The sequence below is a fragment of the Halorussus salinus genome (assembly GCF_004765815.2).
GTDB lineage: Archaea > Halobacteriota > Halobacteria > Halobacteriales > Haladaptataceae > Halorussus > Halorussus salinus.
The window spans coordinates 1,228,376-1,244,576 of record NZ_ML974127.1; the positions used below are offsets into that span (position 1 = coordinate 1,228,376).

General features: G+C 66.0%; 19 protein-coding genes. 3 read left to right on the forward strand and 16 right to left on the reverse strand.

Annotated elements, in window-relative coordinates; translation table 11 throughout:
* Window positions 1-6 precede the first annotated feature (6 nt).
* From EPL00_RS06260 to EPL00_RS06335, 16 genes are all read right to left on the reverse strand, one after another.
* Entirely contained in the window at window positions 7-555 is a 549-nt protein-coding gene (locus EPL00_RS06260) for a hypothetical protein (RefSeq protein ID WP_135851315.1), read from the reverse strand.
* A 65-nt stretch (window positions 556-620) separates the two neighbouring features.
* A complete protein-coding gene (gene ligA, locus EPL00_RS06265) occupies window positions 621-2,366 on the reverse strand; it encodes an ATP-dependent DNA ligase LigA (protein ID WP_135851314.1) in 1,746 nt (581 codons plus the stop codon).
* Between the two features lie 441 nt (window positions 2,367-2,807).
* Window positions 2,808-4,376 carry an anthranilate synthase component I family protein gene (locus tag EPL00_RS06270; RefSeq protein ID WP_394352077.1) on the reverse strand — a complete coding sequence of 523 codons (1,569 nt, stop codon included), beginning with the start codon at window positions 4,374-4,376 and terminating at the stop codon, window positions 2,808-2,810.
* A 497-nt stretch (window positions 4,377-4,873) separates the two neighbouring features.
* A complete protein-coding gene (locus EPL00_RS06275) occupies window positions 4,874-5,254 on the reverse strand; it encodes a hypothetical protein (RefSeq protein ID WP_135851312.1) in 381 nt (126 codons plus the stop codon).
* A 49-nt stretch (window positions 5,255-5,303) separates the two neighbouring features.
* On the reverse strand, window positions 5,304-5,684 hold the full coding sequence (locus tag EPL00_RS06280) for a hypothetical protein (protein WP_135851311.1): 381 nt from the start codon (window positions 5,682-5,684) through the stop codon (window positions 5,304-5,306).
* A 132-nt stretch (window positions 5,685-5,816) separates the two neighbouring features.
* A complete protein-coding gene (locus tag EPL00_RS06285) occupies window positions 5,817-6,071 on the reverse strand; it encodes a hypothetical protein (protein WP_135851310.1) in 255 nt (84 codons plus the stop codon).
* Window positions 6,072-6,404: 333 nt separating this feature from the next.
* Window positions 6,405-6,800, reverse strand: a complete 396-nt coding sequence (locus EPL00_RS06290) for a hypothetical protein (protein ID WP_135851309.1) — start codon at window positions 6,798-6,800, stop codon at window positions 6,405-6,407.
* The gene (locus EPL00_RS06295; RefSeq protein WP_135851308.1) at window positions 6,801-7,019 is read right to left on the reverse strand and encodes a hypothetical protein; all 219 of its coding nucleotides are present in this window, start codon (window positions 7,017-7,019) and stop codon (window positions 6,801-6,803) included.
* Between the two features lie 2 nt (window positions 7,020-7,021).
* On the reverse strand, window positions 7,022-7,270 hold the full coding sequence (locus tag EPL00_RS06300) for a hypothetical protein (RefSeq protein WP_162224161.1): 249 nt from the start codon (window positions 7,268-7,270) through the stop codon (window positions 7,022-7,024).
* Between the two features lie 3 nt (window positions 7,271-7,273).
* Window positions 7,274-7,858 carry a hypothetical protein gene (locus tag EPL00_RS06305; RefSeq protein ID WP_135851307.1) on the reverse strand — a complete coding sequence of 195 codons (585 nt, stop codon included), beginning with the start codon at window positions 7,856-7,858 and terminating at the stop codon, window positions 7,274-7,276.
* The gene (locus tag EPL00_RS06310; RefSeq protein WP_135851306.1) at window positions 7,855-8,220 is read right to left on the reverse strand and encodes a hypothetical protein; all 366 of its coding nucleotides are present in this window, start codon (window positions 8,218-8,220) and stop codon (window positions 7,855-7,857) included. Before EPL00_RS06310 ends, EPL00_RS06305 begins: the two co-directional genes overlap by 4 nt.
* A gap of 31 nt (window positions 8,221-8,251) precedes the next feature.
* A complete protein-coding gene (locus tag EPL00_RS06315) occupies window positions 8,252-10,072 on the reverse strand; it encodes a hypothetical protein (protein WP_135851305.1) in 1,821 nt (606 codons plus the stop codon).
* A complete protein-coding gene (locus EPL00_RS06320) occupies window positions 10,072-10,569 on the reverse strand; it encodes a hypothetical protein (protein ID WP_135851304.1) in 498 nt (165 codons plus the stop codon). Before EPL00_RS06320 ends, EPL00_RS06315 begins: the two co-directional genes overlap by 1 nt.
* Entirely contained in the window at window positions 10,570-12,066 is a 1,497-nt protein-coding gene (locus EPL00_RS06325; protein ID WP_135851303.1) for a phage tail protein, read from the reverse strand. It lies immediately after the preceding gene.
* Between the two features lie 217 nt (window positions 12,067-12,283).
* Entirely contained in the window at window positions 12,284-12,745 is a 462-nt protein-coding gene (locus tag EPL00_RS06330) for a hypothetical protein (RefSeq protein WP_135851302.1), read from the reverse strand.
* A gap of 6 nt (window positions 12,746-12,751) precedes the next feature.
* Window positions 12,752-13,732 (reverse strand): phage tail tube protein, encoded by a 981-nt coding sequence (locus EPL00_RS06335; RefSeq protein ID WP_135851301.1) that lies wholly within the window; start codon window positions 13,730-13,732, stop codon window positions 12,752-12,754.
* Between the two features lie 150 nt (window positions 13,733-13,882).
* On the opposite strand from EPL00_RS06335, the gene EPL00_RS06340 reads away from it, so the two are divergent.
* The 3 genes from EPL00_RS06340 (at window position 13,883) to EPL00_RS06350 (ending at window position 16,126) form a co-directional block, all read left to right on the forward strand.
* Window positions 13,883-14,524: a hypothetical protein gene (locus EPL00_RS06340; protein WP_135851300.1), complete on the forward strand. Its 642-nt coding sequence runs from the start codon at window positions 13,883-13,885 to the stop codon at window positions 14,522-14,524.
* An 86-nt stretch (window positions 14,525-14,610) separates the two neighbouring features.
* A complete protein-coding gene (locus EPL00_RS06345) occupies window positions 14,611-15,573 on the forward strand; it encodes a phage tail tube protein (protein ID WP_135851299.1) in 963 nt (320 codons plus the stop codon).
* 1 nt (window position 15,574) lies between these two features.
* Window positions 15,575-16,126 carry a hypothetical protein gene (locus EPL00_RS06350; RefSeq protein ID WP_135851298.1) on the forward strand — a complete coding sequence of 184 codons (552 nt, stop codon included), beginning with the start codon at window positions 15,575-15,577 and terminating at the stop codon, window positions 16,124-16,126.
* Window positions 16,127-16,201: the final 75 nt, after the last annotated feature.

The window sequence follows — 16,201 nt, forward strand, 5'->3', positions numbered from 1 at the left end:
GAGGAGTCACCTCCGCGAGTCGTCAGCCTCGGCGTCCCGCGAGTCGTCGGCCTCGGCGTCGTCCGACCGGACCGTCTCGACCGGAATCCCCCGCTCGCGGAAGGCCGATTCGGCGCGCTCGAACTCCTCGTCGGCGTACGACAGCAGGCCGGAGGGCATCATCACGTACCGCTCTCTCACCCCACCGCCACGCCAGTAGCGGACGACGAACCGCGGCCGGGTCAGCCAGTCGTCGCCCTCGACGGCGGCGACCGACTCCACGTCGTGGAGCGGGATGCGGTCGGCCGACCCGACGCCCCGGCGGCGGTTGACCGCGCGCCCGGCGACCAGCAGAGTCGCGACCGCGAGCGCGCCGACCGCCGCCGCTCGCCAGTCCCCGTCGCGGAGGGTTCGGACGGCGGCGACCGCGAGCGCGCCGTAGAGACCGAGGTAGCCAGCGAGGAGAACCCTGTTGCCCTCCCAGTAGCGTCTGGCCTGCAGGTAGAGGCCCGACTCCACGCGGAGTTCGTCGTCGGTCAGCACGCACCGGCCGCGCTTGGTTCGGAACGTCGTCACGGAAGGCTCCTCGGGCGGATTTGGGCGCGTCGGCGGAAGAATTTACTGCCGCTTTCGAGGAGTCCCTACTGCTGGTCGGCCAGTCGCTCGACGCGCGCCAGCGAGTCGGCACTCTCGGGGTCCTTGTCGTCGCGCACGCCGAGGAACCGCGGGAAGCGCAGGGCGTAGCCCGACGAGTAGGTCGGCGACGCCTGTATCTCCTCGTAGCCCACCTCGAAGACCACTTCGGGGGCGATTTCGACCTCCTGTCCGTCCTGTCTCCGGACGTGGGGTTCCAGCAGTTCGGTCAGGTCCGCGAGTTCGTCGTCGGTGATGCCGGTGGCGACCTTGCCGAGCGTCTCGAACTCCTCGCCCTCCTCGACGCGGGCCGAGACGAGGAACGTCCCCAAGAAACTCGCCCGGCGACCCTCGCCCCACTCCGCGCCCGTGACCACGAGGTCAAGCGTCTCCACGTCCGGTTTTCGCTTGAGCCAGTTCTTCCCGCGGCGACCCGGTGAGTACGTCGAGTCGGGGTTCTTCAGCATGATGCCCTCGTGGCCCGAGTCGAGAGCCTCGGCTTCGATGTCGGCTATCTCGTCGGGGTCGTCGGTGACCCACAACGACGAGACCGCAGACTCCCCGGAACCGGCCTCGCCCTCCGGGTCGAACACCGATTGCAGTCGGTCGTGGCGCTCGGGCAGGGGCGTCCGAAGCAGGTCGTCGCCGTCGGCGTGCAGGCAGTCGAACGCGAACAGGTCGAGTTCGACCTCCTCGCGGGCGCGGGCCACGTCGTGCTTCCGGCGGAAGCGCCGCAGGACCTCCTGAAACGGCAGGGGGTCGCCCTCCTCGGTGGCGACGACCTCGCCGTCGATGATGGCCGGGGCGTCCAGAGTGGCTTCGACGTACTCGGCGATTTCGGGGAGCGGGTCGGTCACGTCCTCCATGTTCCGCGAGAAGATAGCGACCTCGCGGGCGTCGTCTCCGGTGTCCCACGCCAGTCCGTCGGGGTCGTAGTGAATCTGAACGCGCGCGCCGTCGTACTTCCACTCGACGGCGGCCTCGTCCCAGTCGTCCAGCGCGTCGGCGACGCTCCCGGCCTGCGCGAGCATCGCTTGGACGGGGCGGCCGAGTTCGAGGTCCATCGCCGCGAGTCCGGACTCGCCCTCGTCGCGGGCGACGCGGGCGACCTCCCCGTAGTCGTTCGACACTTGGAGCGCGCGCGCTACCTCCTCGACGGGCACCTCGAAGGCGTCGGCGGTCGCGTCCCGGACGGTGCCCTCGCCGACGCCGATGCGCATCTCCGAAAGGACGAGGCGGGCGAGATAGCGCGCTTCGGTCGAACTCGCGCGGTTGAACAGCGCGAACAGCACGTCTATCTTCTTATCCTGACTCCCCGACCCCTCGGCGGCCGCGAGCGCGTCAAGTTCCGCGGCGACCTCCGCGACGGTGAGGTCGTTCGCGGACCCGTTCGCTCCGCCGCCGGACTCACCGCCCGCGCCGCCGGTGAACGCGCCGAGACCCTGCTGGCCCCCGAAGTCGTAGCTCGCGGCGACTTCGCCGATGTCGCCGAGGTCCGCGAGGAGGCCCTCCACGTCGTCGGCCGAGACGTTGGTCCCGGCGGCCCGCGCGATGGCCTCGTAGCAGTAGTTCGGGCCGATGTCGAGCGTCCGCGAGGACCACGCCGGGAAGACCCGGCCTTGCACGAACCGGGCCAGCACGGGGAGGTCGTCGCCAGCGTCGGCGAACAGGTGCGTGACCTGCTCGGTAATCTCTGTGTCGGCACTTCGCTCCTCGATTTCGGCGGCGGTGTCGGCGAACTCCCCGAATTCCATCGTCCGTGCGTAGTTTGCGGGTGGGATTAAGGGGTTCGACTCTCGATTCGTGGTGGTGTTTCGGTCGAGGGATTGTGGTGGGGTTCGGATTCGGAAACGGCAGTCGAGTCGGGAAGTGCGAGGGCGAGAGCGAACGAGAAGTTAGCTGCTTCGGACTCGTGCAACGGAGTCATCGTGACCGTACAGCACTGCGACCGCGAACCGCGCTATCGCCGACGCCGATCATACCGCACGGCACCGCCCCGCGACCGCGAGCCTCACGCCTCCCCAACCTCGGCGGCCGCGGACGCGGCCGCCATCCCTCGCGCGGTTGGCGAGTCGCCGGACGGCGACTCGCCAGCGCGCGCCGACCGCAGGCGGGAGACAATCCTCTGCCATAGTTTCGAAAGGGGAAATAAACTTCTAACGTAGGAATATATTGCCTACAAGTGGGGCTATCTCTCACTCCTCGACGGCCAACTCCTCGTCGTCCAGCGCGTCGTCCATGGCGCGGACGAGCGCCCGGCCCTTCGCGAGGGTCTCCTCGTACTCCGATTCGGGGTCCGAGTCGTGGACGATGCCCGCGCCGACGCGCAGGTAGTACTCGTCTCCAGCCCGGACCAGCGTCCGGATGGTCATGTTCAGCGTCGCGCGCTCGTCGAACCCGACGACGCCGATGGCTCCGGTGTAGGGGCCGCGCCGGGTCGATTCGAGTTCGTCGATTATCTCCATCGTCCGGGGTTTCGGGGCACCCGTGATGGTTCCGCCGGGGAACACCGCGGCGATGGCGTCCGCGACGGATGCGTCGTCGCGGCGCGTTCCGACCACCTTCGAGACGGTGTGCATCACCTCGGAGTAGCGGTCGATGCGCCGGTACTCCGAGACCTCGACCGACCCGAACTCGCAGACCTTCCCGAGGTCGTTGCGCTCCAAATCGACCAGCATCGCGTGTTCGGCGTGTTCCTTCTCGCTGTCGAGGAGTTCCCGCTCCAGTCGTCGGTCCCCCGCGGGTGTCTCCCCGCGGGGTCGCGTCCCGGCGATGGGTTCGGTCACGAGGCGGTCACCCGCGCAGTCTATCAGGAGTTCCGGACTGGCGCTGACCAAATCGACGCCGGGGAACTCCACCAGCGCGGAGTAGGGCGCGGGGTTGACCCGCCGGAGCGCCGCGAACGCCGCGACGGGGTGGACCGCCGCGGGCGCGACGAGTCGTTGAGAGATATTCGCTTGAAACGTGTCGCCGTCCCGGACGTACGCCTTCGTCCGGCGCACCCGCTCGGCGTACTCGTCGGGGCCGACCTCGTTGCGGAACGTCGCCGTCTCGGCGTCCGCGGGCGGAGCCTCGATTTCCCGGTCGCCCTCGCAGGCCGAGCGCGCGAGGGAACGAGCGCGCTCGACGGCCCGGTCGTAGATTCGCGAGCAGTCGTCCCCGCTCCGCTCGTCCCGCGGCGACACCCGCGGACAGCAGGTCACGCGCAACTCGGTCCGCTCGTCGTCGGGTCGGGTCTCGCCTCCGCCCCGCGGTTCGCGCCACGCCGCCACGCGGTCGTAGACGCCCAACTGGAGTCTCGGGAGGTCGCGGTCGTCGGTCGTCGTCTCCGGCAGGTCCTCCAACTCGCGGGCGAGGTCGTACGAGAACCACCCGAACGCGCCGCAGGGGTAGGGCACGTCGCAGTCCCCGCGAACGAGTGCTTCCCCGCCGAGGAGGTCGTCCAACGCCGCGAACCCCTCTGGCGTCCCGTCGGTCGCGTCGGTCCGAACCCACCGCTCGGGGTCGGTGGCGAAGTAGCCCCACCCGTCCTGCCCGCCGGTGGTTTCGAGGTAGACGCCGTCGGCTCCGGTCGCTTCGCTTCCGGCGACGCCGCCCTCGTCGTCGCGCGCTCGCCGGTAGGCGTCGTAAGGGTCGCTCACCGTCGTCCGGACCTCGACCGGGATTCGGGCCGGGGCGTCGAGCGAGGCGGCGAGGCGGCGGAACTCCTCGGGGGAGGTGACCGTTCGAATCGTCACGGGGGAGAGTACCGTGGCGGCGGTTATCTGGCTTCGGGTTCGTGGCGACGCTCGGTCCGACCGGCGGCTCGGCGATTCGTTTCAGGTGAACCATCGACACCATTATGTCGGTCTGGGCCATTGTTTCGCACGCTCCGCATTTCACAAGCGTGGTGGCTGATGGTGCGGAGTACGGGCCCTCAGGGTCCGTTTTGGAGCGACTGTCCTCCGGCGGCGACGCATCTATTCGACGGTCAGCCGGTAGTTTCACTTTCACTACGGAACGTACTCGGTCGAGCGACCGTATTTTCGAGTCAAGCGTCCGCTTTCGCCCGGTTAGTCGCTCTAGACCGAACGGCGGTTTTAATTTCACTTTCACTCCGGTGTAGGCGAACGTCTTTACTACGATGACGACAACGCACGAACGGCGTGAGTTCACGCCTTCGGACCATCAGCCACCACGAATCCCGGCACCCGCCGGACGCGGAGCGACGCGCCGGACAGATTCCGGTCAGTGATTCCGCGGCTCTTTCCGGCGATTGCGGTCAGTCCTCGAAGTCGTCGGAATTGTCGCATCGCAACATCGAGATGCAGTCTCTGACCTCGTTGAGTTCGTCTTGTATCTCGTTCGTGCGCTCAATGTTCTCCTCCAAGAAGTCCATCATCCCTTGGTCGAATCGGTTGCTTCCCCCTTCGAGGAGGTTCTGTAGCTCTTCCAGTTCGTCTTCGTTCGCCCGAGCGTGGTCGAGCGCGGTCTCGACCCGCTCGTCTATCGGGTCGATCTCGTCTTCGACAGTCTGTTCGACGTACGACTTCGTGGCGAGTCCGGCGGAGCGGCGGGCGGCCCAGTAGAGGAATCCCCCGATGGTACTCAGGACGGCGGCGCTCGTGCCGAATAGCTCCACGACGGAACGGAGAGAGTCCATCCTTCGAACCGTAGCAGACGGATAGTACATACTCGTTTTCCGCCGAAACTTACTCGTAGGTCGTCCGCGCCAACACCGCGGGTTCCGCGTCCGACGACTCGCCGCGCTCGAATCGCCGGAGCGAGATTCGACCGCGAACTGCTTGAGCGCGCTCCTCGAAGTCGGGAATCGCGTCGTACAACTCCTCGGCCTCGCCCCGGTCGGCGTAGCGAATCGACGCACCGACCGCGGGTCGTGCGAGGCCCGCCGAATCGACGTACGCCCGGTAGCCCTCCGCCATCACGCCGGACGCGCTCGGACCGGGCAACTCGTCGCGTAGCTCCTCGGCGAGCGTGCGGTTCTCGACTTCGAAGACGAACTCGACCGCAAACGTCGTACGAGGCCGCGCCGTCTCGCGGGTCGGCGACCCCGTAGCGTCTGTGTTCGACATACGTCCGAAAACGCGCCGCGTCTATTATACTGGTTTTCACACGGTGAAAAACGCGCTACTCGTCGCTACATCGTTCGTTTCCGGAAAAAGAATGCGGTGGCGTTACTTCGAACCGGTCGGCGAGGCGGGCGTTCAGACCCGGCCCTTCTCGCCGTCGAGACCGTCCTGCACGATGTCGTCGAGGACGTTCATCCCCTCGGGGGTGACAACCGCGTCGGCGTCCTCGTCCACGTCGAGGGTGCTTCCCTCCTCTTTCATTCGATTCCGATACTTCCGGACCGCCCAGACCGAGCAGTTGGCCTTCTTCGAGATGGCCCGATTGCCGAAGAACGGCGCGCAGGCCATGATGACGACCTTCTGCCAGTCTCGTAGCTGTTTGTTGGGCATGCGTGGTGGCTGATGGATTTGGGGTGTGGCGACGCGCGGTCGAAGTCGGTGGCCTCCTCGTTCGGAGGGACGACCCCGACCGCACCGCCGCCACGGGTCGGTTCGCTAACGGTACGGGACGAGCGTCCGGAACGAGTCCAACGATGCTCGCCCGTCGGCATCACTTTCAACGAGCTGTTGATAGATAAAAGTATTGAACTGAAAACTATTATATTGGACACTGTGTAGGTGAATTAACCGTCTGCCTCGAAGTGAAAGTGAAGATTGACTCGCTCAGCGATAAAGTAGATGTTCGGGACTTCGAGACGGAACGAGCAAAAAAGGAAGACCGAGCTACAGCACGCGACGCATCTGCACGCTGTAGTGGTAGCCGCCGGTCGAACCGTCCTCGTGGGCCTCGACCACGCGGACCTCCTCGCCCGCGCTGGCGTAGGCGTCTACGTCCGCGCTCGCGCCGTCGTTGACGGTCGTATCGACGCCGATGCTGTCTCCTCGGCCCGCGCGCCCGACCGTCGGCATCATGTTGTCGAGCGTCGCGGCGTCGGCGATTCCCGCGTCGATGCTGATGCCCGACGTGTCGCCGCTCCCGTCGGCCGTGACGTGGACGCCCTCGACGTACCAGATTTCGCCGTCGGGGACGGTCACGGAGACGAGGGTGTCGTCGGTGCCGTTCAAACTGTGTCTGTTAGCGATGCTCTCGTCAGATTTGGTGGTGTCGTGAGTTGGCATCTACTTGGAGGAGTCCGCCTGTTCGACGCGCTTCTGGTACCGCTCCTGTACTCGTTGAGCCAGTTCGTGGTCGTCCCCGAGGTCGGGCGTCCGTTCCTTCGCCTCGGGTTCCGACGCGACGCCGGTCCCCTCGACTTCCGCGAGCGCCTTCGCGGCGGCCTCTTCGTTTTCGGGCTCCCACTCGATTTCGTGACCGGAGTTGGATTTTCGTTTGTACATAGTTAGTTAACCACGAAGCCGCCGATATGGACTCCTCGATAGTCATCACCATTCGATTGGACGCGATCACCGCCGACAAGGACCGTTTCAAAAGGCCGTCCATCTGCCACATCTTTCCTATTTATTCCAGCGTTATTTGGAGAGTCTTGTTTTAGTGTGACTTTCCAAACTTCACCACTTGGGACCGTAGTAGACTCGCCACCAGCTAAAACGATACTGATCGGCTCGTTATTAATGTCTGCTTGAACCATGATTTATGCCTCAATGAAGTCGTACGCTAACGCCTGTCTTCGTGCCTCTGCCTCGGTAAACCGCTCGTGATGCGCATCGCTCGCCGCATCTACGTCGGTCCCATGCTGTAACGGATACCCACTGAACGAATCCTTCTCGCTCAGATTCGCCAGTGCCGAGATAGCCGTATTAGCGATTCCGTCGAGAATCACCCGTGCGTCGTTAATCTCGGCGTCCGTAACCCCGGACGCGCTCGCGGGAACCTCCACGATTGCCAACAGCACGCTCTCCGAGGGAATCGAGGGCGCTTTCGGCGTACTGCTCGCGGTCCCGGTCACGCTCCTCGCACCCGAGGAGTCCGCGACCACGAGGTCGTAGCGCGGCTTCTCGGCGTGGGGAGCGTCGAGGCTCACCGTCTGGTCGCTAATCGAGTGGTCGGTGCCGTCGATGACGACCGTGCCGCTCGCCACTTGGACGCTCGCGTCCTGCGTGCCGCCATCGGAGACATCGCAACCGCTCTCGACCTGCGTGCCGCCTTCGAGGGCGTCGCGGACGAGCGCGTTGAAGTCGTTGGCGAACGGGAAGTCGCCGTCCGTGTGTTCTCTCATGTGTTCACCACCGTCTCGCTGAGTCGATACTCCACCTCGAAGTCTGAGGTCTTGCGAATCCCGCTGTGGGTGATGCGGGCCTGCAGGTCGCCGTCGGCGTCGAAGGTGCCGACCTCGGTCAGCTCCGCGCCCACGTCGTCGTAGTTCGCGTCGCTGGTCGAGAGGGTAATCTCGAACACCGTCTCGCCGGTTCCGGCGTCGGCCTCCGCGACCGATTTGCGGGCCGATTCGACCTCGTTTTCGAGCGAACTGTTCGTCTTCGTCGGGTCCGTCGTGCCGGTCCCGACGCCGATTTCCGCGACCTCGGATTGGATGAAGTCGCGGATGGCGTCGCGTCCGGCGTTCGTGATTTTTCCTGTCATGTTCTGTTTGCGTCTCGTCGTCCGTCGCTGTTCACGCGATCTCCTCGCGCGGGCCGCGCTGGTCGCCCCACAGGCCGCCACTGGCCTGCGGAGATTCTGAATAGCGCATTCCGTCGAACCACATTTCCGTCGTTCCGCCGCCGCCCCACGAGTCGCCGTAGCCCGCGAGGTAGATGGTCGATACGTCGATTCCTTCGGCCATCTCGACGGTAGCAGTCCACTCGTAATCGTGTTCCGTGTACGAGAAGGTCGCTGTCGCAGTCGAGGGTGTCTCGTCCCAGTCGAACGAAACGTCGACGTGGACCCACTCTGCGTAGCTGTCACCTGAATCGATCTCTGTCGTCGCACCGTCGAGAACAAACTGCGGGTTGTCGGTCGCAGTCCCGAGTTCCCAGTTTCCGTCCGAGTTCTGGAACCGGACGCCGCCACCGTTCTGATTGAACTTTGGCTCCCAGTAGTAGTAGTCGAAGCCATCAATTCGAGTCCCGGTCGGATTCAACTCCTTCGAGGCGGCCGTCGCGCTGGTGCTACTGAGTTTCCCGGCTTGAGTTCCGTCGTAAGCGTGGCTTGAGTCCTGGGACAGTCTCCAACCGGACCAGTCACCAACTCCGTCTTCGAATGCTTCAAATCGTGTCGAGACTGGCTCCTGCGCGGACAATTGGGGGTCGCCCCAACCGCCCTTCAGGTCGCCGAACAGGAGTTGGTCGTCCGGCACGGCGCGCTTGTAGGCGGTCAGGTTGAGTTCGACGCCGACCTGCTCGGCGAGGTCCACGATTTGGGTGATGGTGGCCTCCTCGTCGGCGGCCCGCGAGTCGATGCGCGAGACCTCTTGGCTGAGGCCGACGAGCGTGTCCAACACGCCGTCGGAGTTCTCCGCGAGCTTGATTTCCGTGCGGTCCTCTCGCCACTGGTAGGTGATCTCGGCGACTCGGAAGTCCCGATTGACGCCCTGCTCCGGCACGACGACGCTGGTCACGTCGCCGGGAGTCACGCCGAACGCGCCCCACGTCTGCAGGGTGCCCGTCAGGACCGCGCTCCGGTCGTTCAGAATCTGGCGGGCCTTCTGCTCGGCGGTCGTCGCGTCGGCGATCTCGGGGTAGGTCTTGGTCTCGCCGACGACGACCGGCGTCTCGCGGCCGAGTTCGTCGGCGAGTTCCTGCTGGCTGGCGCGGTCCTGCACGGACACCGCGCCGGTGTCCTGCTCCTCGCCGTAGTAGAGCGTGACCTTGTTGACCTCTCGCTTGCCGTCCTCCGAGAAGTTCGCCTCGTCGTAGGCTCCCGCGGGGAAGTTCCGAGGAGCTTCGTTGGCGGCCGAGTCGCGCGGTCGGAAGAAGAACACGCCCTCGTCGGTCGCGCCGAAGTCCTCGCCAGCGGACTTCGCGGCGAGTTCCGCGACCACCTCGTCGAGGCGCTCGCCCTTCCAGTCCCGACCGACCGGCTCGTCGTTGACGACTTCGACCTCGGCTCCGTCCGCCCAGTCGAGCGGCGTCAGGTCGGTTATCAGGAGCTTCAGGACGCTCTCGATGCCGTCGCCGTCGAAGGCGCGGAACACCTGTCGCTTCCGGAGCCAAAAGTCGTGCGACAGGATTTCCAGCGTCGTCGCGTCCTGCTCGGTCGTGGTGTTGATGACGAACCCGCCGAACCGCTGGCGGAACTGTTCGCCGTCCCGGCGCACGTCCAACTCGACCGGCGTCGGTTGGGGGTACTCCTCGGCTTTCGCTCCGTCCGGGTCGTCGAGAACCGCCGTCGCCTGCCGCGCGAACCGGTTGTAGGCGTCGGTCACTTCCACGTCGAGGAGCGCGTCGTCCGCGACGCCGTCGTTGACGCGCCGGAGTCGCCACTCGACGCCCATCAGCGGGGCACCCCCACGACGAACTGCACCGAGTACTCGAACCGCGAGAGACCGCCTTGCGACGGCGGTTCGATGGAGGCGATTTGGACGGCGGGGTAGACGCCGCTCTCGATGTCCACCTCCGCGGTCGATTCGGCGGTGTACTCGTCGCTCCCTTCGTAGAGGTAGAACGGACCGCCGACCTGCGTCGCGTAGTGGACCAACCGATTGACCTGCTGGCGGGCCGTCGCGGGCGCAGCGCCGACCATCGACTCCACGTCGGCGCGGTGGGCGTCGGGCAGTCGGTCCGACTCCTCGAAGACGCCCTGAATCGAGAGTTCGTGGCTGTACTGTCGGTTGTCGCGGGCCACGGTCGGCCGGTCGGTCGCGCGCTCGGCCGTGAAGAGGTCGTTGTCGAAGCTCGGCTGGACCTCGAAGTTCGGCGCGAAGTAGGCCACGACCTCGTTCGGGGCGCTCTCGCGTGGCTTTTCGAGCCTGACTTCGGTGTGGTCGGCCATCTACGACCTCCTCCCGAAGCGTTGGGCGAACTCGTCGGCGACGCCTTCGGCGGTCTTCTCGGCGTTGGCGCGGGCGGTGCTTCCGCCGCGCATCTGGACCGCACCGGCCTCGACGGTGACGTTGACGTTCGTCCGCGCACCGCTCGCGGCCGCGGACTGAAGACCGAACGAAGCTCCTCGATGGGGTGAGACGACGCCCGAAAGCTGACTCGCTTCACGCGCCATTCCCCGCGAGAAGTGGTCCACGAGGTCAGACCCCCAGCGCTGGGCCATCCGGTCGTTCTCCACGCGGTCGAACGAGATAGCGCCCTGCACCGTGTTCTTGAGGTCGTTTACCTTCCGGCGGAACTGGCCTATCTTGTCGTCGATGCCGGAGACGAACTCCGAGATGAGGTCTTTACCCCAACGCCACGCGGACTCGGCGAAGGCACCGAGCGTGCCGGTTACCTTCTGTTTCAGTTTGTCCAGCCGCTTCGTGAGTGCCTTCGTCTTCGCCTTCAGTCCGGCGACGAACTTCTTCACGAGGTCCTTCGCCCACGTGAGCGCGGACTCGGTGAGACTCTTTAGCGCCTTTTTCACTTTCGCTGCGAGTCCGGCGACCTTCTTTTTCGTCTCCGTGACGAACGTCCGGACAGCGCCAAGCGCGGAGTTCCAGACCCGTTTCAGCTTTCGAACGCCAGTTCTAACGACGTTCGTAATGGCCGTGAGGGCCTTCGCTATCACGTTCTTGGCGAACGTAAACGCGGTCTGTGCCGCCGTCACGAGGAGGTTCAGGGTTCGCTTCCAGAACGCCAGCGTGAACGTCAAGTAGCCGATGACGAGGGATTTGATGGCACCGAAGACGGCTCTGACGCCGGTCTTGAGCGCCTCCCCCGCGGCCTTCCAGACTCGGGGCAGGAAGCTGGTGAACGTCTCCCAAAACGACTTGACGAAGGCGATGGTTCCTGTGATGAAGTTCTTCAGCCAGTTGAACACCTGCTTGGCGATTGTCCGTATGCCGAACAGATTGTTCTTCCAGACTGCGTACAGGATCGCGACGATGGCGATTACCGCCAGCACCGGACCGAGGAGTCCGCCGAGGACCGCCGCGACGCCGCCGAGCGCACTGGCGACCGTCGTGGCCGCGGTCGTCACCAGCACGAGGCCCGAGACGAGGGCGAACGCGATGCCGACGAAGTCTTTGACCGGTCCCGGCATCGACTGGAAGGTCTTGACTGCGGACTTGATACCGTCGGCGAGCAGTCGGAAGGCCGGAACGAGCGACGAACCGAGCGTCTCGGCGAGTCCGTCGAGCGTCTTGTTGATACGAGTAACCTGCTTTTCGAGCTTCGGCGAGTTCTTGATTATTCGCTTCCAGACGCCGACCAGCTTTTTGCTGACCGACGTCATCGCTTGGCTCTGGGCCTGCGACGGTGCCGTCAATCGGTTCTGAGCCCGCTTGCTCGCTCGACCCGCCCGCCGCGCGTACTTCTGGACCGTGCTGTTCACGCCGCTCATCGCTTATCCCCGTCTTCCTGCGGTTCCGCGCTGTCGCTGGGCCTGTTTCTGCTCTTTCTGTTTCGCTTTCTGCTTGCCCTCCAACACCGCGAGATGAGCCGCATGCTCCCGAGCGGGGAGGAGACGCGGGTCGGCAGGGCACCCGTAGGCGTCCCAGAAGGCCGCGTCTTCGAGGACGCGCCGTTCGAAGACCGTCTCTGGTTCGACACGCTTCCCCTCACCCCATCGCTTGAAACCCGTCGCGCTCCTCGACGGAGAGGGTACTCATGTCCTCGACGAGGTCTACGAGTTCGTCTTGGACACCCGGTGGAAGCGCGTCGAGGTGGTCCTCGCGTTGCGGCTTGAACCCCTCGGGACCCGAGACGATGCCGTACTTCAGCATCGTGCGTCGAATCGCGCCGGTATCGACCTCGACCTGTGCGTCGCGTCGCCCGTTCCGTTCGACGCTGGCGGCCTGCTGTTCGACCTCGTCGCGCTCCTCGCGCGAGAGGCCCCGGAGCGTGAACTCCGCGACGCCCATCTCGGGGACCTCGACGCCGACCGTCCGGCGCTGTTCGAGCTGGCGCTCGAACCCGCTGGCGGCCTCGTCCCACGAGAGAGTCTCGTCGGCGTCCCGCGATTCGTCTGGCGATTTCCCGGACGGTACCTCGTCGGTCTTGTCGGTTGCGTGGTGGCTCATGGTGCGTTATGCGGGGGTTCGGAATTCGATTTCGGTGTCGCGGGGTGCGAGACCAATCTCCGCCTCGACGGTGCCCTCGCCCGCTTTCGGGACGGGGGCGCTCGTGACGGTACAGTCCTTCAGGCGAATGTACATCGCGTCCTGAACCGTGGACGCGCCGGGGTTGCGGAAGAACGGAATTTCCACGTCCACGGGCGCGTCGTCCTCGGCAGCGCGCTGGTAGAGGTCGGTGTCGGTGACGTTGACCGTGATGCTCATGTCGTACTTCTCGGCGGCGGTGGTCTCGGCGACGGCGTGGGCCTCGCGGCCGTCGCCCTGATGCTGGGCCTCCAGACCGTTGTCCCACGAGAGGTCTATGCCCGAGACGGTCGCCAGCGTGTCAACGGTCGAGCCCTGCTGGTCGCTCAGGGTCACGTCACCTTTCATCCAGAAGCGGTAGGGACTCCGGCCACTCGGGACCGAGAGGTCGGTCGCGTTGTCGGCCGCGTCGTCGTACTGTCGTTTCGCCGCCAGCACCGAGAGGGTCGCCGACAGCGCCTCGCCCTGCTCGGCTTCGAGTTGGAGGCTGGCCTTGCTCCCGACGAACCACTCCTTGAGGTCGAGGTCCTCCTGACAGTGTTCGACCGTCATCGTCGGGAGTCGGTCGCTCTCGGTCACGAGGTACCGCTCGTACTCGTCGCCCGAGTCGGCGGTCCCGTCGGGGTCTTTGCTCTGCTGGGTTTTCTCCCCGAGCGCGACCTCGAAGGGCGCGTTGTGGTCGAGGACCGCGAAGGGAATCTCGAACTCGTACTCCTTCGCGTTCGGCGCGTTGACGTGCGGGCCGCGTCGCCCGCCGCCGGTCGCCATCGGCGTCACTTCGTTCGGGTTCGGAACTTCGACGTCGTCCGTGACGAGGCCGAAGTAGCTGTCGGTCGCACTCGCTTTCGAGTACGCCGCGTCTTCGATACCGTAACTCACCTGTCCGTTGTTGGCTTGGGCGTATCGCATGGGTTCTCCGGGGCCGGTCGCCGCGGTCGGCGACTCGGCACCCGACTCACCCTACGTCCCGGTCTATTTATATGAGGTTTCGAGGTACGGAAAATGAAGGGTTCCAAAACCCGTTAATATGCTACCCGAACCGAGTACGGTTGTACCGCGATGTGCCGAAAACCCATTAATACGACCGGGAGCCAACCTGAAAGCGACGGAGCACAGCCGACCGCCGACTCGGGCCAGCAGGCCCCTGCCTCCGGGGCGACACGCCGGACGACCCCCGGAGGTTGCCACGACTCGTCAGCCACCGCCATCGCCGACGCCCTCTTCGAGGTAGTCGAGGAGGACCATCGCATCTGCTCGAACTGCTTCGCGGTGGTGCGGGAGGCCGACGAGGTGTGGAATCGCACGGCGGCCGACCGCGACTGTGTCTCCGAACGGTCCCTGCCGACCGACCGCACGACCGAGGCGGTCGCGCCGGTCGGCCACAGTTCGATACGCCGACCTCGGCGCGTCTGCGAGTGCGGCGCGACCGACCACCGGACCCGGCTCCGGTGCGTCTCGAAGTCCGCGGCGGTCGAACGCGCCGCGAACCTCTCGACCGCGGTCGAGACACTCCGCGAGGAGTACCGTGAGGCCGACAATCCGACGCTCCGGTCGCGCGCCGAGCGGTGGGCCCACGACGCCGACGCGCTCCAGTACGCCGTTGGCGAGTTCAAGTCCCGGCCCGCCTTGCAGGACCACGACGACGCCGCTATCTACCGGCGAGCGCTCGCCGTCGCGCTCCGCCGCGCCGACTCCCGCTGACGCACCCTCCGAGATTTCGCTTCGCCGGAGAGCGCGGCGTCGGGCATCGACTTCCGACCGACCCGCCGACTCGATTTTCGACACACATGCCAACAGGAACCACGACGCGAATCGCGTATCTGCACGAACCGACCGACGACTACATGGGTAGCCCCACCGACACCGACTACAAGACGCCCGGTCTCGACTGCGTGGTCGAGGAGATCGGTCTCGACAACGCGCTCCGCCGGATGCGGACGCCGGGCGACGCCGAGACGACCGCGGCGCTCGCCGGGAACTTCTCCGGCGCGATTACGGTCTCCTTTACGCTCGCCAATCCGTGGTGGAAGAACCACGTCTTCGGTGGGCCGCCGACCGCGAACGGCGAGTCCAGCGCGCCCTACGCCTACGACTGGTCCGTCGCTCCCGGCGAGGTCCAGAGTTCGCGCTGGTACACCGGCATCGACTACAGCGAGGTGACCGCCGAGCGCGTCCTCAAGGGCGTCGTCTTCAGCGACATGCAGGTGAATCTGACGGCGGGCGAGCCGGTCGAAGTGACCCTGACCGGGTTCTACGGCGACGAGGAGACCAACGCGACGCTCACGCCCGGTTCCCAGCCCAGCGAGCAGGCGACCCCGCTCCGGTTCCACGGCGGGTCGCTCTCGATTCCGGACTCCTCGACCGTCAACCGCGTGCAGTCGGCCAGCCTCTCGATGAAGACCGGCGCGCGGCCCCAGACCGACACGAGCCGCCACCCCGTCGCGGCCGTGATGGGCGCGGTCGAGACCACGCTGAACGTCCGGGATGTCGTGACCGATACCGACCAGCTCGAACTCGCGTACGGCGGTAGCTCGGCCCCCGAAACCGCGGTCGATGGTGCGAGTGCCGCGACGCTCGACCTCTCGTCCCCGGACGCGACCGGCTTGACTTACGACCTCTCGGGCGTGACGCCCGACACCTACTCGTGGGAGCAGTGGGGCGACCTCGACGCCGACGCCATCGAGAACACGACCTACGTGGTCAACAGCGTCACCGCGACCGCCGAGTCCGACCAAAGTGAGGCGCGGTAACGTGACCCGAAATCCGGTTCGAATCGACATCGCCGAGGAGATCGACCGACTCGACGAACGGCTCGACGAACTGGCCGCGACCGCCGCCGAGGCGGACGAGGAGTCGGTCGAACACGAGGAGGCCGTGATGGAAGCGACCCGAATCGAGGGGCAGTTCCTCCCCGGTCTCCGGTGGGCCAGCGACGAGTTCGCGGACGCGACGGTCCGCGTCGGCGGTTTGACGACCGGCGAACGCGGCCGCGTCCTCGACCGGGTGCAGGCCGCCCAGCGCCAGCAGGTCGGCTTCGACCCCGGCGACGGCGCGCCCGAGGGACTGGCCACGCCGTTCTGGTGCGCGGCGGGCCTCGAAGACGCGCCGTTCCTCGACGGCCACGACTTCGAGGCGAAGGTCTGGGCGGTCCGGGACCTCCCGCCGCAGTTCACCGCGTGGCTGGAGCATCGCATCGACGACCTGACGACGCTCGACCACGACGCGGGAAACTCGTTCGCCGAGCGGGTCGAGGCAAAGCAGCGCCGGAGCGGGCGCGACTCCAGTACGCCAGAGCAGTCCTGATGTACCGGGGCCACGACCCGCGCGAGGTTCGAGACTATGCGTCTCGGGACCTCGAACTGTTCATGGCCGCGCTCC